The organism is Streptomyces sp. NPDC093795 (assembly GCF_044764665.1).
In the GTDB taxonomy this organism is placed as follows: domain Bacteria; phylum Actinomycetota; class Actinomycetes; order Streptomycetales; family Streptomycetaceae; genus Streptomyces.
Genome location: NZ_JBIWIO010000006.1, coordinates 36,189 through 58,675, shown reverse-complemented (window position 1 = coordinate 58,675; position 22,487 = coordinate 36,189). Strand labels below are relative to the sequence as shown.

General features: G+C 73.0%; 24 protein-coding genes. 18 read left to right on the top strand and 6 right to left on the bottom strand.

The genetic code is table 11. From position 1 onward, the window contains the following. Positions 1 to 40: 40 nt before the first annotated feature. Positions 41 to 1,153, top strand: coding sequence for an alpha/beta hydrolase (locus ACIRB7_RS17650; protein ID WP_403599002.1), 1,113 nt, complete (start codon positions 41 to 43; stop codon positions 1,151 to 1,153). 3 nt (positions 1,154 to 1,156) lie between these two features. On the opposite strand, the gene ACIRB7_RS17645 is transcribed toward ACIRB7_RS17650, so the two are convergent. Beyond that, on the bottom strand, positions 1,157 to 2,134 hold the full coding sequence (locus ACIRB7_RS17645) for an ABC transporter ATP-binding protein (protein ID WP_403598999.1): 978 nt from the start codon (positions 2,132 to 2,134) through the stop codon (positions 1,157 to 1,159). A gap of 143 nt (positions 2,135 to 2,277) precedes the next feature. Here ACIRB7_RS17645 and ACIRB7_RS17640 point away from each other — a divergent pair, with 143 nt between their 5' ends. From ACIRB7_RS17640 to ACIRB7_RS17620, 5 genes are all read left to right on the top strand, one after another. After that, positions 2,278 to 2,964: an ABC transporter permease gene (locus ACIRB7_RS17640; protein WP_403598996.1), complete on the top strand. Its 687-nt coding sequence runs from the start codon at positions 2,278 to 2,280 to the stop codon at positions 2,962 to 2,964. A gap of 1 nt (position 2,965) precedes the next feature. Beyond that, a complete protein-coding gene (locus tag ACIRB7_RS17635; RefSeq protein WP_403598993.1) occupies positions 2,966 to 3,655 on the top strand; it encodes an ABC transporter permease in 690 nt (229 codons plus the stop codon). 6 nt (positions 3,656 to 3,661) lie between these two features. Next, positions 3,662 to 4,660 (top strand): ABC transporter substrate-binding protein, encoded by a 999-nt coding sequence (locus ACIRB7_RS17630; RefSeq protein ID WP_403598990.1) that lies wholly within the window; start codon positions 3,662 to 3,664, stop codon positions 4,658 to 4,660. A 130-nt stretch (positions 4,661 to 4,790) separates the two neighbouring features. After that, positions 4,791 to 5,939, top strand: a complete 1,149-nt coding sequence (locus ACIRB7_RS17625) for a hypothetical protein (protein WP_403598987.1) — start codon at positions 4,791 to 4,793, stop codon at positions 5,937 to 5,939. Continuing rightward, positions 5,936 to 6,424, top strand: coding sequence for a GNAT family N-acetyltransferase (locus tag ACIRB7_RS17620; RefSeq protein WP_403598985.1), 489 nt, complete (start codon positions 5,936 to 5,938; stop codon positions 6,422 to 6,424). The genes ACIRB7_RS17625 and ACIRB7_RS17620 overlap by 4 nt, the downstream gene beginning before the upstream one ends. Before the next feature lie 30 nt (positions 6,425 to 6,454). Here ACIRB7_RS17620 and ACIRB7_RS17615 read toward each other — a convergent pair whose 3' ends face one another. Both ACIRB7_RS17615 and ACIRB7_RS17610 read right to left on the bottom strand, forming a co-directional pair. Beyond that, entirely contained in the window at positions 6,455 to 7,597 is a 1,143-nt protein-coding gene (locus ACIRB7_RS17615) for an NADH-quinone oxidoreductase subunit D (protein WP_073810924.1), read from the bottom strand. Between the two features lie 210 nt (positions 7,598 to 7,807). Next, the gene (locus ACIRB7_RS17610; protein WP_403598982.1) at positions 7,808 to 8,794 is read right to left on the bottom strand and encodes an SAM-dependent methyltransferase; all 987 of its coding nucleotides are present in this window, start codon (positions 8,792 to 8,794) and stop codon (positions 7,808 to 7,810) included. Positions 8,795 to 8,891: 97 nt separating this feature from the next. On the opposite strand from ACIRB7_RS17610, the gene ACIRB7_RS17605 reads away from it, so the two are divergent. Further along, positions 8,892 to 10,094, top strand: coding sequence for a sensor histidine kinase (locus ACIRB7_RS17605; protein WP_403598979.1), 1,203 nt, complete (start codon positions 8,892 to 8,894; stop codon positions 10,092 to 10,094). A gap of 17 nt (positions 10,095 to 10,111) precedes the next feature. Continuing rightward, a complete protein-coding gene (locus ACIRB7_RS17600; protein WP_351216913.1) occupies positions 10,112 to 10,789 on the top strand; it encodes a response regulator transcription factor in 678 nt (225 codons plus the stop codon). A gap of 38 nt (positions 10,790 to 10,827) precedes the next feature. Here the strand turns inward: ACIRB7_RS17600 and ACIRB7_RS17595 are convergent, their stop codons facing one another. Together ACIRB7_RS17595 and ACIRB7_RS17590 are read right to left on the bottom strand one after the other, a co-directional pair. Beyond that, complete coding sequence (locus tag ACIRB7_RS17595; protein ID WP_403598976.1) at positions 10,828 to 11,919, bottom strand: DUF5937 family protein; 1,092 nt, start codon at positions 11,917 to 11,919, stop codon at positions 10,828 to 10,830. Between the two features lie 112 nt (positions 11,920 to 12,031). Then, positions 12,032 to 13,198 (bottom strand): threonine aldolase family protein, encoded by a 1,167-nt coding sequence (locus ACIRB7_RS17590; protein WP_403598973.1) that lies wholly within the window; start codon positions 13,196 to 13,198, stop codon positions 12,032 to 12,034. Between the two features lie 125 nt (positions 13,199 to 13,323). Here ACIRB7_RS17590 and ACIRB7_RS17585 point away from each other — a divergent pair, with 125 nt between their 5' ends. The 10 genes from ACIRB7_RS17585 (at position 13,324) to ACIRB7_RS17540 (ending at position 21,475) form a co-directional block, all read left to right on the top strand. Beyond that, positions 13,324 to 14,388 carry a Rossmann-like and DUF2520 domain-containing protein gene (locus ACIRB7_RS17585; protein ID WP_403598970.1) on the top strand — a complete coding sequence of 355 codons (1,065 nt, stop codon included), beginning with the start codon at positions 13,324 to 13,326 and terminating at the stop codon, positions 14,386 to 14,388. Further along, complete coding sequence (gene panC, locus ACIRB7_RS17580) at positions 14,385 to 15,455, top strand: pantoate--beta-alanine ligase (protein WP_403598968.1); 1,071 nt, start codon at positions 14,385 to 14,387, stop codon at positions 15,453 to 15,455. The genes ACIRB7_RS17585 and panC overlap by 4 nt, the downstream gene beginning before the upstream one ends. After that, on the top strand, positions 15,452 to 17,149 hold the full coding sequence (locus tag ACIRB7_RS17575) for an L-aspartate oxidase (RefSeq protein WP_403598966.1): 1,698 nt from the start codon (positions 15,452 to 15,454) through the stop codon (positions 17,147 to 17,149). The genes panC and ACIRB7_RS17575 overlap by 4 nt, the downstream gene beginning before the upstream one ends. Then, positions 17,146 to 18,165, top strand: a complete 1,020-nt coding sequence (nadC, locus tag ACIRB7_RS17570) for a carboxylating nicotinate-nucleotide diphosphorylase (protein WP_403598964.1) — start codon at positions 17,146 to 17,148, stop codon at positions 18,163 to 18,165. The genes ACIRB7_RS17575 and nadC overlap by 4 nt, the downstream gene beginning before the upstream one ends. After that, positions 18,165 to 18,971: a type III pantothenate kinase gene (locus ACIRB7_RS17565; RefSeq protein ID WP_403598961.1), complete on the top strand. Its 807-nt coding sequence runs from the start codon at positions 18,165 to 18,167 to the stop codon at positions 18,969 to 18,971. The genes nadC and ACIRB7_RS17565 overlap by 1 nt, the downstream gene beginning before the upstream one ends. 182 nt (positions 18,972 to 19,153) lie before the next feature. Continuing rightward, positions 19,154 to 19,729 carry a hypothetical protein gene (locus ACIRB7_RS17560; RefSeq protein ID WP_403599950.1) on the top strand — a complete coding sequence of 192 codons (576 nt, stop codon included), beginning with the start codon at positions 19,154 to 19,156 and terminating at the stop codon, positions 19,727 to 19,729. Positions 19,730 to 19,742: 13 nt separating this feature from the next. Then, a complete protein-coding gene (locus tag ACIRB7_RS17555; protein ID WP_403598959.1) occupies positions 19,743 to 19,922 on the top strand; it encodes a hypothetical protein in 180 nt (59 codons plus the stop codon). Between the two features lie 110 nt (positions 19,923 to 20,032). Further along, positions 20,033 to 20,452, top strand: a complete 420-nt coding sequence (locus ACIRB7_RS17550; protein WP_403598956.1) for a BlaI/MecI/CopY family transcriptional regulator — start codon at positions 20,033 to 20,035, stop codon at positions 20,450 to 20,452. 9 nt (positions 20,453 to 20,461) lie between these two features. Continuing rightward, complete coding sequence (locus ACIRB7_RS17545) at positions 20,462 to 21,007, top strand: amino-acid N-acetyltransferase (protein ID WP_403598954.1); 546 nt, start codon at positions 20,462 to 20,464, stop codon at positions 21,005 to 21,007. 132 nt (positions 21,008 to 21,139) lie between these two features. Beyond that, the gene (locus tag ACIRB7_RS17540; protein WP_403598951.1) at positions 21,140 to 21,475 is read left to right on the top strand and encodes an Lsr2 family protein; all 336 of its coding nucleotides are present in this window, start codon (positions 21,140 to 21,142) and stop codon (positions 21,473 to 21,475) included. Here ACIRB7_RS17540 and ACIRB7_RS17535 read toward each other — a convergent pair. Next, positions 21,454 to 22,044, bottom strand: coding sequence for an SCO3374 family protein (locus tag ACIRB7_RS17535; RefSeq protein ID WP_403598950.1), 591 nt, complete (start codon positions 22,042 to 22,044; stop codon positions 21,454 to 21,456). The genes ACIRB7_RS17540 and ACIRB7_RS17535 overlap by 22 nt on opposite strands. Positions 22,045 to 22,487 lie beyond the last annotated feature (443 nt).

Genomic DNA, 22,487 nt, shown 5'->3' with positions numbered 1-22,487 from the left:
CGGTCACAGGAAATTCTCAGAAAGAAGGCTCGGTCGTCCCATGGGTCTCACCAGCAACAAAGTTCTCGTGGTGGCGGTCGTGCTGGCCGTGGCACTGTTCTTCGCCACGGTCTGGCTGTGGCCGCGGCTCGCGCGCCGTGGCTGGCGGGCGTACGTGGGGCGGGTGGGACTGCTGCTTGCGACGCAGGTGGCGCTGTTCGCGGCCGTGGGCCTGGCGGCGAACCGGTCGTTCCTCTTCTACGGCTCGTGGGCCGATCTGTTCGGCCAGGAGCAGGACATGGGTGTGGTCGTGGACCACGGGGCCGGTTCGAAGGACCTGCGGGTGGTGGGGACGCAGGCGCTCGACGTGCCGGGCGGGGCGCGTCCGGCGGTCGCCGGGCAGATACAGAAGGTGGTCGTGGCGGGGGAGCGGTCGGGGATCACCTCGCCGGCCTATGTGTACCTGCCGCCGGAGTACTTCCAGGAGCGGTACGCGAAGCGCACGTTCCCGGCGGCGGTGGTCCTCACGGGGTATCCCGGGACGGCGGAGAACCTGATCAAGGGGCTGAAGTACCCGAAGACGGCGTACCTCCAGGCGAAGGAGGGCCGGATGCAGCCGATGATCCTGGTGATGACGCGCCCGACGGTCGCGCCGCCCCGGGACACCGAGTGCGTGGACGTGCCCGGGGGCCCGCAGACGGAGACCTTCTTCGCGGAGGACCTGCCGAAGGCGGTCTCGGAGACGTACCGGGTGGGCACGAAGGCCCGGAACTGGGGGTTCATGGGGAACTCCACGGGCGGGTACTGCGCGCTGAAGATCGCCCTGCACCACCCGGAGCGGTTCGCGGCGGGGGCCGGGTTCTCCGCGTACTACCGGGCGGCGGAGGACGTGACGACGGGCGACCTCTTCCACGGGGACGACGGGCTGCGCAAGCGGGCGGACCTGCTGTGGAGCCTGGACCATCGGCCGCAGGGGAAGTCGTCGTTCCTGGTGACGACGTCGGAGCGGGGCGAGGGGAACCGGGCGGGCACGCTGGACTTCATCAAGAAGGTGAAGAGCCCGGCGCGGGTCTCGTCGATCACGCTGGAGAGCGGCGGCCACAACTTCAACACCTGGAACCGGGAGATCCCGCCGGGGATGGTCTGGATGGGCGGCAGGCTCAGCGCGACCTGACGCTCACTCCACGGTCGCCCGCCGCAGGGCGCGGTGGACGCCCGCCGGGGTCAGGACGCCGAGCGGGCGCCCGTCGGCTCCGGTGACCGTGAGCCGGCCGGTGTCGTGCTGGAGGAGCACGGCGAGCGCGTCCTTGAGGGAGGTCCCGAGAGGTACGGGAGCGGGGGCGCCGTCCGGGCTCTGCCCCGGTGCCGCGCCGTCCGGGCCGGGGTCGAGGTCGGCCTCGGTGACGGGGGTGACGGCGAGCCGCTTGAGGCCGCGGTCGCTGCCGACGAAGTCCGCGACGTACGGCGTGGCGGGGGAGCCGAGGACGGTGGCGGGGGTGTCGAACTGCTCGATGCGGCCCTGCCCGTAGACGGCCATCCGGTCGCCCATGCGGACGGCCTCCTCGATGTCGTGGGTGACGAGGAGGACGGTCTTGCGGACGGTGGCCTGGAGGGCGAGGAACTCGTTCTGGAGGCGCTCGCGGACGACGGGGTCGACGGCGCCGAAGGGTTCGTCCATGAGGAGGACGGGCGGATCGGCGGCGATGGCGCGGGCGACGCCGACGCGCTGGCGCTGACCGCCGGAGAGCTGGGCGGGGTAGCGGGAGCCGTAGACGCCCGGGTCGAGGCCGACGAGGTCGAGGAGTTCGGCGGCACGCGCGCGTGCGGCGGCCTTCTTCCAGCCGAGGAGGGCGGGGACGGTCGCGGTGTTGTCGAGGACCGTGCGGTGGGGGAAGAGCCCGACCTGCTGGATGACGTAGCCGATCTTGCGGCGCAGGGCGACGGGGTCGACGTCGGCGACGTCCCGGCCGTCGACGAGGACGCGGCCGGAGGTGGGCTCGACGAGCCGGTTCACCATCATCATCGTGGTCGTCTTGCCGCAGCCGGACGGGCCGACCAGGGTGACGAGTTCGCCCTCGGAGACCTCGAAGGAGAGGTCGTCGACGGCGGTGGTGCCGTCCGCGTACCGCTTGGTCACGTGCTCGAACCGGATCATGGTTCCCCATTCTGGCCCCTGGACGCCCGGGGTGTGTGAAGGGCGTGTTGCCGCATTGTGGTGGGTCTCCGGGATTGTCGGTGGCGGGGGTTAGGGTCGTCATACATGCGTTCGGGAAGTCGACGACCCGGGGGGAGGGACGGATGAGCGCGCCGAACTGTCTGGTCGCGAACGACTGGATCTGCGGGGAGTATCTGCGCACGCGCGCCGAGGAGTTGACGGACGCCACGCTCCAGCACGTGGGAATCACGGTCGTGTCCGTGCTGATCGCGCTGGTCGTCGCGGTGCCGCTGGCGCTGCTCGTGCGGGCGCGACCGCGCTTCGCGGGGCCGGTGCTCGGCCTGACCACTCTGCTCTACACGGTTCCGTCGCTCGCCATGTTCTCCCTCCTGCTGCCCTTCTTCGGTCTGTCGGCCGCGCTCGTGGTGACCGGTCTCGTGCTGTACGCCCTGACGATCCTCGTGCGGAACACGCTCGCGGGGCTCGCTGCGGTGCCCGCCGAGACCCGGGAGGCCGCCCGGGGCATGGGGTACGGCTCGCTGAGGCTGCTCTGCCAGGTCGAACTGCCGCTCGCGCTCCCGGTCCTGATGGCGGGGATACGGATGGCGACGGTGTCCACGATCGCGCTGACGACGGTCGGTTCGGTCGTCGGCCGCGGCGGCCTCGGCAATCTCATCGAGGACGCGCTGCCCACCTTCTTCAAGGCGCAGATGCTCGCCGCCTCGGTGCTGTGTGTGCTGCTCGCCGTCGCCGCCGACCTGCTGCTCCTGGGCCTCCAGCGGCTGCTCACGCCGTGGGCCCGCATACGGACCGCGCCGGGAGGCGGGTGAGATGGGCATCGTGACGGAGGCCTGGGGCTGGCTCACCACCGGCGCGCACTGGACGGGCGGGGAGGGCATAGGGCGACGGCTCGCCGAGCATGTGTACGTGAGCGGGGCGGCGCTGCTGATCGCGGGGGCGCTCGCGCTGCCGCTCGGCCTGTGGCTCGGCCATCTCGGCCGGGGCGGGGCGCTCGCGGTGAACGTGTCGAACGTGGGGCGGGCGATCCCCGTCTTCGCGGTGCTCGCCCTGTTCATGGTGTCCCCCCTGCGGAACGCCGGCTATGTGCCGACCGTGGTGGCCCTCGTGCTGTTCGCGATACCGCCGCTCCTCACCAACGCGTACGTGGGGGTGCGGGAGGTGGACCGGTCCGCGGTGCGGGCCGCGCGAGGCATGGGGATGACGGGGGGCCAGCTCTTCCTTCGGGTCGAACTCCCGCTCGCCCGGCCGGTGGTGATGACCGGGGTGCGCTCGGCCGCGGTGCAGGTGGTCGCCACGGCGACGATCGCGGCGATGGTCGGCCAGGGCGGCCTCGGCCGGATCATCACGGCCGGCTTCGCCACGTACGACACCGCGCAGGTCGTGGCGGGCGCCGTGCTCGTGGCGCTGCTCGCCCTCCTGGTGGAGGGCGTCCTCGTGGGCGCGGACCGCCTTGTCGGGCGGCGGACGGACGGACGACGTGAAAGACCGATCGAAAACTGACTGGAGATGGGTGATCTCGTGAACAGGGTCTCGCGTATCGCGGGCGCGGTGCTGGGTACGGCGGCGCTGACCGCCGCGCTCGCCGCGTGCGGCGGTGAAAGCCTGGAGCAGGGCAAGGAGAAGGGCTCCGGGAGCGCCGGGCTCCCCGGCACGGGGGAGAGGGGCTCGCTGGTGGTCGGCGCGGCCGCGTTCACCGAGGCCAAGGTCCTCGCCGAGCTGTACGCGCAGACGCTGCGGGACGCCGGGTACTCCGTGTCCATCACCACCGTGAAGAACCGTGAGCTGTACGAGCCCGCCCTCGAGAAGGGCGAGATCGACGTCCTGCCGGAATACGCGGCGACGCTCGCGGAATTCCTCAACGCGAAGGTGAACGGGCCGAAGGCGCCGGAGGAGAAGCCGGTCGCCTCCGGTGACGCGACGGCCACGGTCGAGGCGCTGCGGAAGCTCGCCGAACCGCGCGGCCTCAAGGTGCTCGCGGTCGGCGGGGCGATCGATCAGAACGCCTTCGCGGTGACGAAGGAATTCGCCGAGAAGAACAAGCTGAAGACGCTTTCGGATCTCGGCGCGTCGAAGCTGAAGGTGAAGATCGCCGCCGGTGACGAATGCGCGGTACGGCCGTTCTGCGCGCCCGGCCTGAAGAAGACGTACGGGATCGACGTGACCGGCATCGACCCCAAGGGCGTCGGTACCCCGCAGGCCAAGCAGGCGGTCAAGGACGGGGTGGACCAGCTGGTCCTGACGACCACCACGGATGCCACGATCGACAGCTACGGCCTTGTCTTCCTCGATGACGACAAGAAGCTGCAGAACGCCGACAACGTGCTTCCCGTGGTGAACGCGAAGGACGCCGGCACCCCGGAGATAGCCGCCGCTCTCGACAAGATCACCAAGGCGCTGACCACAGCGGATCTCGCCGAACTCAACCGCAAGGTGGACGCCGAGCGGGCGAAGCCGGAGGACGTCGCCAAGGAGTATCTGACGGCGAAGGGGCTGCTCAAGAAGTAGACGCCGACTGAGGGGAGTCGGCCCGAAACGGAACCGGAACGACGGATATCCATTTCTGGCGGCGAGAAGTCGCCAAGAGATTGCCGGGCCGACGCCCCACACAACGCCTACGCACGGTAAATTTCAGGCCATGCCACGTGGACGCCACCGCCATTCCCCGCCTCTGCACAAGCTGCTGCCGCCCTCCGCGGTCGCCGGCGCCGCGGTCGTGTGTGCCGCGGCCGCCTGGCTGCCCGGAGATCTGGTGGTCGTGCGGCTGCTCGCCGCCGCGGCGGCGGCCGCCGCCGTCACCGGTGCCGTCCTCATGCGCAGTTGGGACCGCGGCGCCGGTCTGAGGGTCGCCGAGCTCGACCGGGCCCGCACCGCCGACCAGTGGAAGGCCGAGGAGCGGACCGCCGAGCTGGAGTCCGACCTGGAGGAGTCCCGCGCGCTGCGCTCCCGGCTCGACGCCAAGCTCCGCGCCAAGCGCGTGGAGCTCGCCGGTCTGCGCGGCGAGCACGCCGATCTGCTCCGCCGGTACGCCACCGCCGAGACCGAGCGGGCCAGCGCCCTGGAGGGCCGGCGCGTCCTCGCCCTGGAAGCGACCGGAGCGACGGACGGCACGGCGAGCGGCACGGTGGGCGACACGTCCACCGGAGCAACCGCGAAGGCGCTGCCCGCCGCCGGCTCCACGCCCACCCCCGAGGCCTTCCGCCGCGCCGCCCAGGCGCTCCGCGACCTCCCGCGCAACGCCGCGGCCCAGCAGGCCCGCCGTACCACCGAGGCGGCCCGCGCGCGTGACCTCGCGGAGCGCGCCCAGGAGACGGAGGAGCCGCGGGGGAAGCACGCGGCGGCCGCCGGAACCGAGCACACCCGCCCGGCCGCCCCCACCCTCGCCCTGCCGCCGGCCGCGCCGGTCCCGCCCGCCTCCACGAAGGTGCCGGCGGTCCCCACCGCGGCGGCCATCGTCCCGTACGCGGCCCGCAGGCCCGTCCCGCGCCCCGAGGGCGGCTTCGACTTCTTCGGTACGCAGAAGGCGGCGGCGGCCATCGAGGCCGTGCAGCACACGGACCTGGCCGATGTCGTGGGCGAGGAGGTCCTCGAAGAGGCCCTGGCGAACCGGACCGCGCTCGGCACCCCGCTCCTCACCCCGGTCGGCACCCTCGGCGCCCCCGGCAGCCAGCCGGCCCCCGGCGTCCCGGCGCCGTCCCAGGCGGTCGGCCAGGTCATCGACCTGACCGCGCACGACGAGACCGAGCAGCTCGACGTGGCCGAGCTGCGCGGAGCGGTGAACTCGTGACCTACCGCCTCACCGACCTCCCGGTCGGTGAGGGCGTCCGGCGTCGCGACGAGCTACTGGCCCTGTGCGCCCAGGCGTTCTGCGGCGCCCCCTGGCACGAGCCGCCGCTCTCCGCCGTACGGACCGTGGACAGGCTGCTCGACGCGGCCGCCCGGAAGGACGGTTACACCGGGGTGATCGCGCTCGACCCCGACGACACCCTCCTCGGGTTCGCGGCCGGATGGAACGACACGGTCCTGTCCGGCGGCGCCCTCGTCTTCGAGGTCGCCGAACTCGTCGTCGCACCGGCCCACCAGGGCCTGGGCATCGGCCGAAGCCTCCACGACGCGCTGCTCGTGGTCGGGACACCCGGCCCGGCGCTGCTCATGACCCTCGACGTACCGGAACTGACGGGCCGGTACGCGCGCTGGGGCTGGACCGTCGTCGACCGGCGGCGGCCCGGCAAGGAGGAACGGGAGTACGCCGTGATGCGCCGGGGGAGATGACCCCTGGCGTACCTGACCGCCCCCCGCCGGCTACTTGTCGATGTCGCCGACGACGAAGAACAGCGAACCCAGGATCGCCACCATGTCGGCGACGAGCGTCCCCGGCAGCAGCTCCACGAGGGCCTGGATGTTGTTGAACGAGGCCGAGCGCAGCTTCAGCCGGTACGGGGTCTTCTCGCCCTTGGACACCAGGTAGTAGCCGTTGACGCCGAGCGGGTTCTCGGTCCACGCGTACGTGTGGCCCTCGGGCGCCTTGAGCACCTTCGGCAGCCGCTGGTTGATCGGCCCGGGCGGCAGCTCCGCCATCCGGTCCAGACAGGCGTCCGCCAGGTCCAGGGAGTTGTGCGTCTGGTCGAGCAGGCACTCGAACCGCGCGAGGCAGTCGCCCTCCTCGCGCACCGCGACCCGCAGGGTGTCCTGGAGCTCCCCGTAGGCCAGGTACGGCTCGTCCCGGCGCAGGTCGAAGTCGACGCCCGAGGCGCGGGCGATGGGCCCCGACACCCCGTACGCGTGGACCGCCGCCGGGGACAGGACGCCGACCCCGCGCGTACGGCCCCGGAAGATCTCGTTGCCGAGGACCAGCCGGTCGTACACGTCCATCCGCGACCGCACGTCCGCGACGGCCTGCCGCGCCCGCCCGAGCCACCCGGCGGGCAGGTCCTCCTTGAGCCCGCCGACCCGGTTGAACATGTAGTGCATCCGGCCGCCGGAGACCTCCTCCATCACCGCCTGGAGCTCCTCGCGCTCCCGGAAGGCGTGGAAGACCGGGGTGATACCGCCCAGTTCGAGGGGGTACGAGCCGAGGAACATGAGGTGGTTGAGAACCCGGTTCAGCTCGGCGAGGAGCGTACGGGTCCACACCGCGCGCTCCGGCACCTCCATGCCCAGCATCCGCTCGACGGCCATGACCACGCCGAGCTCGTTGGAGAAGGCGGAGAGCCAGTCGTGACGGTTGGCCAGCATGATGATCTGCCGGTAGTCCCGCGCCTCGAAGAGCTTCTCGGCGCCGCGGTGCATGTAGCCGATGACCGGCTCGGCCTGCCGGACGACCTCGCCGTCGAGCACGAGCCGGAGCCGGAGCACACCATGGGTCGAGGGATGCTGCGGCCCGATGTTCAGCACCATGTCGGTGCTCTCCGCCGCGCCGCCGATACCGACCGTCGTCTCCGTCATGCGGCCAGTATCCCCTGCGGCCCGAACGCCGGGGATCCGCCGGGTCGGCCCTCGGCTGCGGGGCCCGCCGGGTTGCCTCCTCGTCGCAGGGGATCGGCCGGGGTCGCCGGGGTCGCCAAGGCAACGGGGGTCGTGAAGACCACGGAGGTCGCCGGGACGCGGGGTCGCCGGGCTCCGCCGAAAACGTCCGGGTCGCCGGGCTCCGCCGGGTCAGCTCCTCGTCGCCGGTACCCGCCCGGTCAGCCACAGGAAGTCCCCGAGGCCGCCCCGGGCGGTCAGTTCGGCGGCCTCACCCGCGTCGGCGAGGCGGCGGACGTACGCGGCGGGGTCCGTCGAGGCGAGCGCGAGCGGTGGGCGTTCGCCGGACACGCCCAGGCGCCGCAATGCCTCGCGCTGCGGGACCAGCTCCGTCCCTCCCCCCGGCCGGACGGCCGCCTCGCACGCGTCCAGGGCCACATGGGCGGTCAGGTCGCAGCTGCCGTCCGGGACCGGTGGGACCTCGCGGCCCGCGCGGAAGCCCGTCAGGGAGCCGAAGGGCGGCCGGGAGGCCCGTACGTGCGCGTAGTCCACGGCCACCGCCCGGCCCGCCGCGAGGGAGGCCACCGCCGCCGCCCACGCCCGGTCCCGCGGCCGGCCGATCTCGGCCCGCGCGCCCGGCTCCCGCAGGGGCCACCAGCGGGCCAGCCACTCCGCGTCCGGCCCGGAGACCGGCGCGCCGAGGCGCTCCGTGCCGTCCGCGCGGACCTCCACGTACCGGACCGTGCCCTCCGCGTCCGCCTCGGCCACGTCCACCGGCACGTTGTCGAGCCACTCGTTCGCGAAGAGGAGCCCGCGCGCGCCCCGGGGCGGCCGGTCGGTCCACTCGATCCGGGGATCGAGCCCCGCCGGGCGGGCCGCGCGCTCGACGGCGTACGCCCGGACCGTGAGGCCGCCGCCCTCCGTCGCGGCGAGCACGCTCGTGAGCAGCTCGCCGCGCCCCGCGCCGACGTCCACGAGGTCGACCTCGGCCGTTCCCAGCTCGTCCGCGACCTCGCCGAGCAGCCGGGCCACGGCCGCCGCGAAGAGCGGGGAGGCGTGCACCGAGGTGCGGAAGTGCCCCGCCGGCCCCTCAGGACGCAGATAGAAGCCCCCGGGCCCGTACAGCGCCCGCTCCGTCGCCTGCCGCCACCCCTGCCACTGACACGTCTCATCCGTCACGGGGCCCAGTCTCCACCCCGGGGAGTACGGGTCCGGCGTCAAGGATCGACCGCACGGTTGATCCCTGCACCTATCTCCGTTCCCTACTCTGGGTGACGTGCAGCGCCTCTACGACTTCATCCGCAGACACCCGACGGGCGTCGACACCTTCTGGGCGGTCGTCCTCTTCGGGTTCTCCGTGCTGTGGGTGGGGACGACCTACCCGGCGCTCGGCAACCCCGTCGCGTACGGAGTCGTCGCCGCCCTGTTCTCCCTGGTCGTGGCCCTGCGGCGACGCACCCCGGAGAGAATGCTGGTGCTCGCGGTCGCCCTCGGGCTCGGCCAGCTCGTCTTCGGGATCGAACCGTTCATCGCCGACTTCGCCATGCTCGTCGTCATCTTCGCGGTCGCCGCGCACGACGGCCCCCGCTGGGCCTCCCGCCTCGCTCTCGTCGGCGGACTCTGCGCCGCTCCGCTCGCCGCGCTGAGATGGCCCGTCACGGACCCCACATCGGGGCCCGCCAAGGTCTTCTTCGTCGTCATGATGACCGTGCCGTTCGTACTGGCCTGGGTCCTCGGCGACTCGCTCCGCACCCGCCGCGCCTACTTCGCGCAGCTGGAGGAGCGTGCCTCCCGCCTGGAGAAGGAGCGCGAGGCCCAGGCCAAGGTCGCGGTCGCCGCCGAGCGGGCCAGGATCGCCCGCGAGCTGCACGACGTCGTCGCGCACAACGTGTCGGTGATGGTGGTGCAGGCCGACGGCGCCGCCTACGTCATGGACTCCTCCCCCGAGACCGCCAAGCAGGCCCTGGAGACCATCTCGACCACGGGCCGGCAGGCGCTCGCCGAGATGCGCAGACTGCTCGGCATCCTGCGCACCGGTGAGCACCAGGAGGCCGGCGAGTACGTGCCGCAGCCCGACGTGCAGCAGATCGAGGACCTCGTCGAGCAGGTGCGGGGCGCCGGTCTCACCGTGGACTTCGCGATCGAGGGGAGCCCGCGCCCGCTGCCCAGCGGCGTCGAGCTCACCGCGTACCGGATCGTGCAGGAGGCCCTCACCAACACGCGCAAGCACGGCGGTCCCGACGTCGGCGCCAGCGTGCGCCTGGTGTACTTCGACGACGGCCTCGGGCTGCTCGTCGAGGACGACGGCCGGGGCGCGCCGCAGGAGATGTACGAGGACGGGGGAGCCGACGGCCGGGGCCACGGTCTCATCGGCATGCGGGAGCGGGTCGGCATGGTCGGCGGCACCCTGGACGCGGGCCCGCGTCCTGGCGGAGGCTTCCGGATCAGTGCCCTGCTCCCCCTCAAGCCCGCTCATTGACGACCCGAAGGAATCTGATGTCCATCCGCGTGATGCTTGTCGACGACCAGGTGCTGCTGCGCACCGGTTTCCGTATGGTGCTCGCCGCCCAGCCGGACATGGAGGTCGTCGCGGAGGCGGGCGACGGTGTCGAGGCCCTGGAGGTGCTGCGCGCGACGGAGGTCGACGTCGTCCTGATGGACGTGCGCATGCCCAAGCTCGACGGGGTGGAGACGACCCGGCGGATCTGTTCGCAGCCGGACGCCCCGAAGGTGCTGATCCTGACCACGTTCGACCTCGACGAGTACGCGTTCTCCGGCCTCAAGGCGGGCGCGAGCGGCTTCATGCTGAAGGACGTGCCCCCGGCGGAGCTGCTGGGAGCGATCCGCTCGGTGCACAGCGGGGACGCCGTGGTGGCGCCCTCGACCACCCGGCGGCTGCTCGACCGCTTCTCCCCGATGCTGCCGTCGTCGGGCAAGGAGCCCGAGCACAAGGAGCTGGGGCGGCTCACGGACCGGGAGCGCGAGGTGATGATGCTGGTCGCGCAGGGCCTGTCCAACGGCGAGATCGCCGCCCGGCTCGTCCTCTCCGAGGCGACGGTGAAGACCCATGTGGGCCGCATCCTGACCAAGCTGGGCCTCCGCGACCGGGTCCAGGTCGTCGTCCTCGCGTACGAGACGGGCCTGGTCAGGGCGGGCGGCGGCGCGATCGGCTGACGGGAGCGGGAGGGCCTTGACCAAGCGGGAGCGGGCGCTCAGCGCAGGACGGACTCCAGGAAGTCGCTGCCGAGGCGGGCGACGACGGAGAAGTCCAGCTGGTGCAGGACGTAGCGGCCCCGGCGTTGGGTGGTGAGCAGCCCCGCCTTCCGCAGGACGGCGAGATGGCGGGAGACCTCCGGGGCGGTGATGCCGAACGCGTGGGCCAGCTCGCTCGTCGCGTACGGGCCGCGCGCCAGGTTGCGGCACATGCGCATCCGCATGGGGTGGGCCAGCGCCTCCAGGCGCAGCTGCACCGTCTCCACCGGTTCGGTGCCGCCGACCTCGCGGGTGGCGACCGGGTACTGGATGACGGGTTGCCAGCCGGGCGCGTACAGGGCGATGAGATGCGGCCAGCCGAAGGCGCTCGGCAGGAGCGTCACGGAGCTGCCCCGGGCGTCCGTCCGGCCCTGCACCAGCTTGTCGACGACGATCCGGGTGCCGTGCTCGTCCTCCTCCAGGCTCAGCGCCGGGGAGGCGTCCGCGAGGGCCTCCGCCAGGCCCTTGCGGCGCAGCAGCTCCGTCTTGTGGCGGGCGTCGGCTGCGAGCTGGATACGGACCCGGCGCCAGGTGTCGGCGAAGAACGCCTCGTCGCAGTCCTCCAGGAGCCGGCGGATCCACGCGCGCGTGGCGGTGGGGTCGGCGAGCATCCGCTCCACGAACGCGGCCTGGCGCGGGCCCCGCGCGGCGGCCAGGTCCAGGGCGCGACGGCGGGCCCATTCGTCGACCAGCGGGGACGGCGTACCCCTGCCGTAGTGGCTGTTGCTGCACGAGATCTCCAGAGCCGCGCCGACGAAAAGCTCGTCGTCCATCAGGTCGAGGTCGTCCAGTTCCTCCGCGAGGGTCTCGCGGGGCTGCGGCGGCAGCAGGAAGTCGGAGCGGGTGGACCGCCACATGAAGTCGGCCTCGTGGAGGCGGTCGGCGAGGCAGGGGGCGAGTGCGGCCGTGGTCGCCGTCGTCCAGGCGTGCTGCCGGACGTGGTGGGCCGGTTCGGCGAGGGCGTGCAGGGCGTTGCCGAGCTCCGCCAGCGGCGAGGGGCAGAAGGCGATCCGCTCGGGCGGCAGTCCGGTGATGTCGATGGTCACGCTCACCCCCCTATGGTGCGGGGCGGGGCGGTGGAGCTGTCGCCCCGGTTGACGAGGGCCGTCAAATGACGAGGGCCGTCCATCGGCAGGACGCCCGGGGCGCCCGGCGCCCGCGCCCCTACGTGAGCCGCGACAGGAAGTCCCGTACCGCCGTCCGCACGTCCTCCGCCGTCCACTCCAGGCCCGCTCCCCCCACCGTCAGTTCCGTCACCGAGACCCCCGGCGGGCCGCCCGCGCCCGGCGCGGACCAGCGGCGGAAGAGGACCGTGCCGGTGGCCTCGGTCTGGGCGAGGGACGCCGCCGTCAGGGTCTCGGGGTCGTACGGCAGCCAGACCTGGAACTGGTGGGTGTGCGGGGCCTCGGGGTGGACCCGGAACCAGCCCGTGCCCGCCTCCGTGAACGCCTCCCGGACCGCGTCGGCCACCACGCGCGCGTGGGCCACGTACGAGGGCAGCCGGGGCAGCTCGACGTCCAGGCCCCGGAGCGCGGACAGCGCCGCCGGGTACTGCTGGAAGACCAGGCCCCCGTACCGGTGCCGCCACACCCGGGCCTCCGCCATGACGTCCTCGGGCCCGGCGAGCGCGGCGCCGGACAGACCGCCGAGCGACTTGTAGAACGACACGTACGCGCTGTCGGCGAGCCCCGCGATCTCCGCGAGCGGACGGCCGAAATGCGTCGGGCACTCCCAGAGCCGCGCCCCGTCGAAGTGGACCACCGCGTCCCGTTCCCCGGCCGCGTCCACCACCTCGGTCAGCTCGTCCCAGGTCGGCAGCACGAAGCCGGCGTCCCGCAGCGGCAGCTCCAGCATCAGCGTCCCGAAGGGCTCGGGGTGGTCCCGTACCTCCTCGGCCGTCGGCAGCCGGGGCGCGTCGGTGGGGTGGACCGTACGGAGCCCGGACACGGCCCCGAGCGCGCCGCCCTCGTGGACCTCGGGGTGGGCGAGCGGGTGGAGGGCGACGACGGGGCTGCCGGTGCGTCCCGCCCAACAGCGCAGGGCCACCTGCTGGGCCATCGTGCCGGTGGGGAAGAAGACGGCGGCGGGGTGGCCGAGCAGCTCGGCGACGCGCCGTTCCAGTGTCTCGACCGGCCCGTCGCCGTACGCGTCGAGCGGCCCGTCGCCGTGGACGGACGCCTCCGTCCACTCGGCGAGCTCACGCAGGCGCGTGGCGACCGTTCCGTCCACCTGGGTGCGCCACAGCGTGCGTTCGGCGCCGCCCCAGACCTTCGCCTGGTGAAGCCGGGCCGCTTCCTCGTCCACAGGACTCGCAGGACTCGCAGGTTTCATGGGCCGATCATCACACCACCGCCCACAGCCTGTGGACAGCCACGGGGCGGGGCGAAACGCTGGCGTAGCATGACCAGAAATCGTCCGGTACCCGCCGAGGACTGGAACGGAAGGCCGTCCCCACCGTGAACGCACCAGCAGCGCCAGAGTCCCGAGCCGAGGACCGACCCGCCCGGCTCACCGTCGGAGTCGTCGGCGCCGGCCGCGTGGGCCCCGCCCTCGCCGCCGCGCTCCAGCTCGCCGGGCACCGCCCCGTCGCCGTCTCCGCCGTCTCCGACGCCTCCCGGCGGCGCGCCGCGGCCCTCCTGCCCGAGGTCCCGGTCGTCGAGCCCGCGCGCGTCCTCGCCCTCGCCGACCTGGTCCTGCTCACCGTGCCGGACGACGCCCTGCCCGGTCTCGTCGAGGGCCTCGCCGAGACCGGAGCCGTACGGCCGGGGCAGCTCATCGTGCACACTTCCGGGCGGTACGGGGTACGGGTCCTCGACCCCGCCCGCCGGGCCGGCGCCCTCCCGCTCGCCCTGCACCCCGCGATGACCTTCACCGGCACACCGGTCGACGTCCAGCGGCTCGCCGGCTGCTCCTTCGGCGTGACCGCCCCCGAGCAGCTGCGGCTCGCCGCCGAGGCCCTGGTGATCGAGATGGGCGGCGAGCCCGAGTGGATCGCGGAGGAGGCCCGCCCGCTGTACCACGCGGCCCTGGCCCTCGGCGCGAACCACCTGGTCACCCTGGTGGCCCAGTCGATGGAGCTGCTCGGCAAGGCCGGGGTCTCCGCGCCCGACCGGATGCTGGGACCGCTTCTGGGCGCCGCCCTGGACAACGCCCTGCGGTCCGGTGACTCGGCCCTCACCGGCCCCGTCGCGCGCGGCGACGCCGGCACGGTCGCCGCGCACGTCGCCGAGCTCCGCAAGCACGCGCCCGGCACCGTCGCCGGCTATCTGGCGATGGCCCGCACGACGGCCGACCGGGCGCTCGCGCACGGCTTGCTCAAGCCCGAGCTGGCCGAGGACCTGCTCGGGGTGCTCGCCGGGACCACGCCGGGCACCACCGGCCCCGCCGACGGGCCGTACACCACCGGCCCCGCCGACGGGCCGTACACCACGGGACCCGCCGAAGGGCCGCACACCGACGGTCCGCCCACGGAAGGGCCGCACACCGACGGGCCGCACGGGCCGCGAGGAGACGACCGATGAGCCTGTCCGCCCGCGACCGCGCCGCCACCGGGCGGCCCGTCCGCCACCAGCCGGCCGAGCTGCTCCCCACGGCCGAGGACCTCGCCTACGCGGTCGCGCACCACGGCGCCCCCGGCCGCAACGCCGTCGTCATGACCATGGGCGCCCTCCACGAGGGTCACGCCACCCTGATCCGGACCGCACGCGAGCGCGTGGGCGCCAAGGGCTTCGTCGTCGTCACCGTCTTCGTCAACCCGCTCCAGTTCGGCGCGGGCGAGGACCTCGACCGCTACCCGCGCACCCTCGACGCCGACCTGGAGCTGGCCTTCGACGCGGGCGCGAGCGCCGTCTTCGCGCCCTCCGTCGACGAGGTCTACCCGGGCGGCGAGCCCCAGGTCCGGATCACCGCGGGACCCATGGGCGAGCGCCTCGAAGGCGCCTCGCGGCCCGGCCACTTCGACGGCATGCTGACCGTCGTCGCCAAGCTCCTCCACCTCACCGGCCCCGACCTGGCCTTCTTCGGCCAGAAGGACGCCCAGCAGCTGGCCCTGATCCGCCGCATGGCCCGCGACCTGAACTTCCCGGTCGAGATCGTCGGCGTGGAGACCGTCCGCGAGACCGACGGCCTCGCCCTCTCCAGCCGCAACCGCTACCTGTCGGCCGACGAGCGCCGCACCGCCCTCGCCCTGTCCCGCGCGCTCTTCGCCGCCGGCGACCGGCTCGCCGCCCAGGAGGCGCTCCGCGCGCGTGCCACCTCCCTGCCGGGCGCCCAGGGCCGGTCCGAGAACCGCGCCGAGGCGCTCTCGCGGCTCGGCGAGGCCCGGGCCGCCGCCGACGCCCACGCGGTCGCGCAGGCGGCCGAGGGCCGCCGCGCCGGGGCCGTACGGGCCGCGGCCCGCTCCGTCCTCGACGACGCGACGAGAGCCGACCCACCGCTCACCCTCGACTACCTGGCCCTCGTCGACCCGGCCGACTTCACCGAGGTCGCCGACGACCACGACGGAGAGGCGATCCTCGCCGTCGCCGCGCGCGTGGGGACCACGCGGCTCATCGACAACATCCCCCTGACCTTCGGAGCCACCAAGTGACCGGAATACGGCTGCACGCGCCCGCGCCGGGCTGGGCCATCGACGCCGACGTCGTCGTGGTCGGCTCCGGTGTCGCGGGCCTGACCGCCGCCCTGCGCTGCACCGCCGCCGGGCTCCGCACGGTCGTCGTCACCAAGGCACGCCTCGACGACGGCTCCACCCGCTGGGCCCAGGGCGGCATCGCCGCAGCGCTCGGCGAGGGCGACACCCCCGAGCAGCACCTCGACGACACCCTCGTCGCCGGTGCCGGGCTCTGCGACGAGCGGGCCGTGCACGCCCTCGTCACCGAGGGCCCGGACGCCGTCCGCCGCCTCATCGAGACCGGCGCCGACTTCGACAAGACCGCCGACGGCGAGATCGCGCTGACCCGCGAGGGCGGCCACCACCGCCGCCGGATCGCGCACGCGGGCGGGGACGCCACCGGCGCCGAGATCTCCCGCGCCCTGGTCGAGGCGATACGGGACCGGGGCGTGCGCACCATCGAGCACGCCCTCGTCCTCGACCTCCTGACGGACGCCGAAGGCCGTACGGCGGGCGTGACCCTGCACGTCATGGGCGAGGGGCAGCACGACGGCGTCGGCGCCGTCCACGCGCCCGCGGTGGTCCTCGCCACCGGCGGCATGGGCCAGGTCTACTCCGCCACCACCAACCCGGCCGTCTCCACCGGCGACGGCGTCGCCCTCGCCCTGCGCGCCGGGGCGGAGGTCTCCGACCTGGAGTTCGTCCAGTTCCACCCGACGGTGCTCTTCCTCGGCGTCGGCTCCGAGGGCCAGCAGCCGCTGGTCTCCGAGGCGGTACGGGGCGAGGGCGCCCACCTGGTCGACGCGGACGGGGTCCGCTTCATGACCGGGCAGCACGAGCTGGCCGAGCTGGCGCCCCGGGACATCGTCGCCAAGGCGATCATGCGCCGGATGCAGGAGCACGGCACCGAGCACATGTACCTCGACGCCCGCCACTTCGGCGCCGAGATGTGGGAGCAGCGCTTCCCCACGATCCTCGCCGCCTGCCGCGCCCACGGCATCGACCCGGTGACGGAGCCCATCCCGGTCGCCCCCGCCGCCCACTACGCCTCCGGCGGCATCCGCACGGACCTCCGCGGCCGTACCACCGTCCCCGGCCTGTACGCGTGCGGAGAGGTCGCCTGCACGGGCGTCCACGGCGCCAACCGCCTGGCCTCGAACTCCCTCCTGGAGGGCCTGGTCTTCGCCGAGCGGATCGCCGAGGACATCACGGGCGCCGCCCCGCGCGTGCCGGGCGCCCCGGTGCCGCACCCGGCTCCGGTGACCCTGCCGCTGCCCGTGGCGGGCGCCAGGACCCGTATCCAGCGGATCATGACCGCCGGCGCGGGCGTGCTGCGCTCCGAGGCCAGCCTGCGGGAGGCCGCCGAGGCCCTCGACGCACTGCACAGTGACGCCCTCGTCGGCGGCACCGACGACACCAAGGCCGGCGAGCCGGGCGTGGACTCCTGGGAGACCACCAACCTGCTGTGCGTCGGCCGGGTCCTGGTCGCCGCCGCCCGCCGCCGCGAGGAGACCCGCGGCTGCCACTGGCGCGAGGACCACCCGGACCGCGACGACACGGACTGGCGCCGCCATCTCGTCGTACGCCTCGCGCCGGAGCGGACCCTCGACGTCCGGACGACCGCCACGCACGACTTTCCCCCCACCGCCGATGCCCCCAGGGAGCCGAAGTGACCACGCCCGAGGAAGCCCGTCCCGAGCCCGTGGACGTCCCTCTGATCCAGATCAACACGGTCTCCTCCGACGAGCCCGACGGCTGCGGTGACGACTGTGCCTGCGGCGGCGCGGAGGAGTTCGAGTGCGGGCTCGACCCCGCGCTCGCCGAGCTCCTCGCCGACGCCGGGCTCGACCCCGTCCAGGTCGAGGACATCGCCCACCTCGCGATCGCCGAGGACCTCGACGGCGGCGTCGACGTGACGACCGTGGCGACCGTCCCCGAGGACGCCGTCGCCACCGCCGACTTCACCGCCCGCGAGGCGGGTGTCGTCGCCGGTCTGCGGGTCGCGGAGGCCGTGCTCTCCATCGTGTGCGCGGACGAGTTCGAGGTCGAGCGGCACGTCGAGGACGGCGACCGGGTCGAGGCCGGGGACGTGCTCCTGAGCGTCACCGCCCGCACCCGCGACCTGCTCACCGGCGAGCGCAGCGCGCTCAACCTCCTGTGCCGCCTCTCCGGCATCGCCACCGCCACGCGCGCGTGGGCGGACGCCCTGGAGGGCACGAAGGCCGCGGTCCGCGACACCCGGAAGACGACGCCGGGCCTGCGCGCCCTGGAGAAGTACGCGGTCCGCTGCGGCGGCGGCGTCAACCACCGCATGTCGCTCTCCGACGCGGCCCTGGTGAAGGACAACCACGTGGTGGCGGCCGGCGGCGTGGCCGAGGCCTTCAAGGCCGTGCGCGAGCTGTTCCCCGAGCTGGCGATCGAGGTCGAGGTCGACACCATGGACCAGGTCCGCGAGGTCCTGGAGGCGGGCGCCGACCTGATCCTGCTCGACAACTTCACCCCCGCCGAGACCGCGGAGGCCGTCGCCCTCGTCGCGGGCCGCGCGGTCCTGGAGTCCTCGGGCCGGCTGACCCTGGAGAACGCGGCGGCGTACGCGGCGACCGGCGTGGACTACCTGGCCGTCGGCGGGCTCACCCACTCCTCCCCGATCCTCGACATCGGCCTGGACCTGCGCGAGGTGCGGGCCTGATGCTGCTCACCATCGACGTCGGCAACACGCACACGGTCCTCGGCCTCTTCGACGGGGACGAGATCGTCGAGCACTGGCGGATCTCCACCGATCCGAGCCGCACCGCCGACGAGATGGCGGTCCTGCTCCAGGGCCTCATGGGCATGCACCCGCTGCTCGGCGTCGAGCTGAGCGACGGCATCGAGGGGATCGCCATCTGCGCGACGGTCCCCTCGGTGCTGCACGAGCTGCGCGAGGTCACGCGGCGGTACTACGGGGACGTGCCGGCGGTCCTGGTGGAGCCGGGCGTCAAGACGGGCGTCCCGGTCCTCACGGACAACCCCAAGGAGGTCGGCGCGGACCGCGTGATCAACGCGGTCGCCGCCGTCGAGCTCTACGGCGGCCCGGCGATCGTCGTCGACTTCGGTACGGCGACGACGTACGACGCGATCACCCTGCGCGGCGAGTACGCGGGCGGGGCCATCGCGCCGGGCATCGAGATCTCGGTCGAGGCGCTCGGGGTCAAGGGGGCCATGCTCCGCAAGATCGAGCTGGCCCGGCCGCGCAGCGTCATCGGCAAGAACACGGTCGAGGCGATGCAGTCGGGCATCGTCTACGGCTACGCGGGCCAGGTCGACGGCGTGGTCGCCCGGATGAAGCGGGAGCTCGTCGGCCCGAACGGCGACCCGTCGGACGTGACGGTGATCGCGACCGGCGGTCTCGCGCCGATGGTCCTCGCCGACTCCAAGGAGATCGACGAGCACGAGCCCTGGCTGACCCTGATCGGCCTGCGCCTGGTCTACGAGCGGAACGTCGCCCGCATGTGAGGCCCCCGGCGGGCCCATCCCGCCGGGCCTCCGCCGGGCCTCCAGCCGGGCCGACACCCGCCCGCCGACCCTCCCCACCGACCAGCCCTCCCGTCGACGCGCCGCAATGATCGCTAAGAGAAAATTGTCCGATTAGCGCGTATCGTCGCCCCATGCCCACGCCATACGGATCCCGCGGCGGCATGGCGTTCAGCGCGGACGAGCTGCGTGTGCTCCGCCGTGCTCTCGCCGTCGCCCTCCACCCCGCCCCCCTCCAGGACGAGGACGTCCAGGACGCGCTGCTCCTGGCCGAATCCGTGGACGAAGCCGTACGCGAGGCCGGCCGCCTCCGCGCGTTCCTCCTCGACGACCTGGTCCGCTACCGCGAGGCTCTGCCCGGGTCCCTCAGCGGCTATCTGGAGCTGCTCCAGGACGCGATCGCCGCCGGGTACGACCCGGCGGCCGACGACCTCGCCGCCCTCCGTGCCCTGCGCCGCAACCCCGCCGCCGCCGCGCTGCTCGCCCGCTGCCAGATCCTCGCCGAGCGCTCCGTACGCGCGCGCCTGGCCCGGGTCTCCCAGGCCACCACCACTCCCGCGGCCGCAGCTCCCCGGCCGCGGCGGCTGCTCGCCCTGCCCGGCGGGCGCGCGGCGGGAGACGAGCCCAAGCCGAAGCCGCCCGCGCCGGCCGAGAAGCCGGTCCCCAAGCCCTCCGAGGTGTTCCCGCCGCGCCGGAGGCCCGTACCCCCGCCCCCGCCCGAGGAACGGGTCGCGGGCTAGCTACCCTGGTCGCATGGACTACGTATCCGCGCTCCTGCCCCCCGTCGTGATGGCCGCCTTCTTCATCGGTCTCGTCGTCACGATCGTCAAGAGCCAGGGCGGCACGAACAAGGCCAAGGAGGACGCCGTCGTCGACGCCGCCCTCGCCCGCGCCGAGACCACGCGCCAGGCGGACGGCACCGCCACCTCCTGAGGTCCACTGCCCCCGGACGTACGACCCCCTCGCGGTCGTACGTCCTTTTTGTTGCGTTTCTTTCCGTCAAATGACTGCCCCGTGGACGGTTTGCGTTCTAAAGTGACGTTGTGCCCCGTCCTTTGGGAGAGCTCGAAGACGCCGTCATGACGCGCGTCTGGCAATGGAACCGTCCGGTGACCGTCCGGGAAGTTCTGGAGGACCTCCAGCAGGAACGGTCCATCGCCTACACCACCGTCATGACCGTCATGGACAATCTCCACCAGAAGGGCTGGGTCCGCAGAGAAGTCGAGGGCCGGGCCTATCGATATACGGCGGTCTCCACCCGCGCCGCATACGCGGCCGCGCTGATGAACGAGGCATGGGCCCGGAGCGACAACCCCGCCGCGGCGCTCATCGCCTTCTTCGGCATGATGTCGCAGGACCAGCGCGCGGCCCTGAACGACGCCATCCGTATCGTCCAGGGGGATACCCCGCTCACGGCCCCGCCCGAGGAGGGCGCCGAGGAAACCGGGCCCCCGGAGCGATAGCGTCCCCCCATGTCGCCGTCTGCTTCCCCGGCCGCCTCCGCCGCCTCCGCCAAAGCCGTCACCGTTCGCAGGGCCCGCACCGGAGATGTCGCCGCCGTCCGCCGTCTCGTCGATCCGTTCGTGCGCCGCGGCATCCTGCTCGACAAGGCGACCGTCACCCTTTACGAGTCCATCCAGGAGTTCTGGGTGGCGGAACGCGACGAGGACGCCACCGTCGTCGCTTGCGGTGCCCTCCATGTGATGTGGGAAGACCTCGCGGAAGTCCGTACTCTCGCCGTCGATCCCGAGTTCAAGGGAGCCGGCGTCGGCCATCAGGTGCTGGACAAGTTGTTGCACACGGCCCGATGGCTCGGTGTGCGGCGGGTATTCTGCCTGACCTTCGAAGTGGACTTCTTCGCGAAGCACGGCTTCGTCGAGATCGGCGAGACACCGGTCGACGGAGATGTCTACAGTGAGCTCCTCCGTTCCTATGACGAGGGAGTCGCCGAGTTCCTCGGTCTCGAACGAGTGAAGCCGAACACCTTGGGCAACAGCCGGATGCTTCTGCACCTGTGAGCCGGAACCCTATGTCCGAATCGCGCACGTTTCCCGCGTTGCCGGGGTTCTGAACCTCTGCCAAGGGTTTGTGTTTTTCCGGGAAAAGCGGTTTCCTTTCCGCGTACTGCATTTTCGATGAAAGGAAATCCGGTGGCACAGAAGGTTCAGGTCCTTCTTGTCGACGACCTCGACGGTGTCGAGGCCGACGAGACCGTGACGTTCGCGTTGGACGGCAAGACCTACGAGATCGACCTCACCGCCGCCAACGCGGAAAAGCTCCGTGGCCTGCTCGAGCCGTACACCAAGAGCGGTCGTCGCACCGGTGGCCGCACCACCGGCGGACGCGGCAAGGGCCGCGCCGTGGCGACGGGCAGCCCGGACACCGCGAAGATCCGCGCGTGGGCCAAGGACAACGGCTACAACGTGAACGACCGCGGCCGCGTGCCCGCCGACATCAAGGCGGCCTACGAGGACGCGAACCGCTGAGGCGAGAGCTGCTGAGGCGCCGGCCCCAGGGTCCGGGCACTCAGCAGCCGCACCCGATGGCACTCCGCGGCAGCGGCGGCCACGAGACGCACCAGGCAGGGGGCGCCCGCACCGCCCCACGGCGCGGACCGCAGCGCCGGCAGCGAGGACTCGACCTCGTGGCCCGGTGCCGGGGCCCGCAGCCACACGGCGTCGCCCGGCGTGCCGGATCCGCCCCGCCCCGGGAGAAGGGGCGCGGTCATCCGGCCGCCGGCGCCCAGGGCCGCGAGATCGAGCGAGATCCCGCCCCACTCCAGCCAGTCGAGCAGGCCCGGTAGCTCCTCCGCGCTCCCCGCGGCCACGAGCAGCCGCATCCGGCGCCCCAGCAGGGCCACCGGTCCCGTGGCGGGGCCCAGCCGGCGCAGCACACCACGGCCGGCCGACGCGGGCAGCTCGAGGACGTCGAAGCGCAGCCCCGTGACGAGCTGCAGCGGGGGGCCGGCCACCGTCGCCCAGCCGAGCTCGTGCTCGTACCACCACGCCGGACCACCGTCGAGCGGCGTGCGGGGAAGCGGGACGGTGAAGGCCATGCCCGGGGAACTCCCACGGGGGTGCGTTGGTTACGCCCAGCGGTGACCCACCGTCTCCCTCCGGACGCGCAAAGTGTCCGGGATGGGGCGTACGAGTGCGTTCGGGAGCGCAAGGGTGTTCGCTGGTAGCGGAGGGAACCGGGGTGCGCCGCATGGAGTGTCAGTGCTTACGGGTAAGACATTCCTAGTGGAGAGGGGCGAGTCGCGGGCTTCGGCGTCTCACGTTCGCCATCGGCGTACTGAAGGCGTGGCTAACTACTTGGCCTGCGGGAACATCGTCTCGCACCATCGGGTTGGAGCATTTGTCGGCTGTTCGGCAGCAGGTCTCCCCGCTGAAGAGGGGGTGATCCGGACGGATGTCGGCAGTTGGAATGAGCGGTCCCCGCTTGCGGGACTAAGCTGCGGAAGGACAGGGAGGGGATCGACCCCTAACTGACTGACCG

Bases quoted from the DNA above. Each gene is read 5' to 3' on its own strand.
- ACIRB7_RS17650 (WP_403599002.1), top strand. From the start codon at position 41: ATGGGTCTCACCAGCAACAAAGTTCTCGTGGTGGCGGTCGTGCTGGCC.
- ACIRB7_RS17645 (WP_403598999.1), bottom strand. From the start codon at position 2,134: ATGATCCGGTTCGAGCACGTGACCAAGCGGTACGCGGACGGCACCACC.
- ACIRB7_RS17640 (WP_403598996.1), top strand. From the start codon at position 2,278: ATGAGCGCGCCGAACTGTCTGGTCGCGAACGACTGGATCTGCGGGGAG.
- ACIRB7_RS17635 (WP_403598993.1), top strand. From the start codon at position 2,966: ATGGGCATCGTGACGGAGGCCTGGGGCTGGCTCACCACCGGCGCGCAC.
- ACIRB7_RS17630 (WP_403598990.1), top strand. From the start codon at position 3,662: ATGGGTGATCTCGTGAACAGGGTCTCGCGTATCGCGGGCGCGGTGCTG.
- ACIRB7_RS17625 (WP_403598987.1), top strand. From the start codon at position 4,791: ATGCCACGTGGACGCCACCGCCATTCCCCGCCTCTGCACAAGCTGCTG.
- ACIRB7_RS17615 (WP_073810924.1), bottom strand. From the start codon at position 7,597: ATGACGGAGACGACGGTCGGTATCGGCGGCGCGGCGGAGAGCACCGAC.
- ACIRB7_RS17600 (WP_351216913.1), top strand. From the start codon at position 10,112: ATGTCCATCCGCGTGATGCTTGTCGACGACCAGGTGCTGCTGCGCACC.
- ACIRB7_RS17590 (WP_403598973.1), bottom strand. From the start codon at position 13,198: ATGAAACCTGCGAGTCCTGCGAGTCCTGTGGACGAGGAAGCGGCCCGG.
- panC (WP_403598968.1), top strand. From the start codon at position 14,385: ATGAGCCTGTCCGCCCGCGACCGCGCCGCCACCGGGCGGCCCGTCCGC.
- ACIRB7_RS17565 (WP_403598961.1), top strand. From the start codon at position 18,165: ATGCTGCTCACCATCGACGTCGGCAACACGCACACGGTCCTCGGCCTC.
- ACIRB7_RS17560 (WP_403599950.1), top strand. From the start codon at position 19,154: ATGGCGTTCAGCGCGGACGAGCTGCGTGTGCTCCGCCGTGCTCTCGCC.
- ACIRB7_RS17555 (WP_403598959.1), top strand. From the start codon at position 19,743: ATGGACTACGTATCCGCGCTCCTGCCCCCCGTCGTGATGGCCGCCTTC.
- ACIRB7_RS17545 (WP_403598954.1), top strand. From the start codon at position 20,462: ATGTCGCCGTCTGCTTCCCCGGCCGCCTCCGCCGCCTCCGCCAAAGCC.
- ACIRB7_RS17535 (WP_403598950.1), bottom strand. From the start codon at position 22,044: ATGGCCTTCACCGTCCCGCTTCCCCGCACGCCGCTCGACGGTGGTCCG.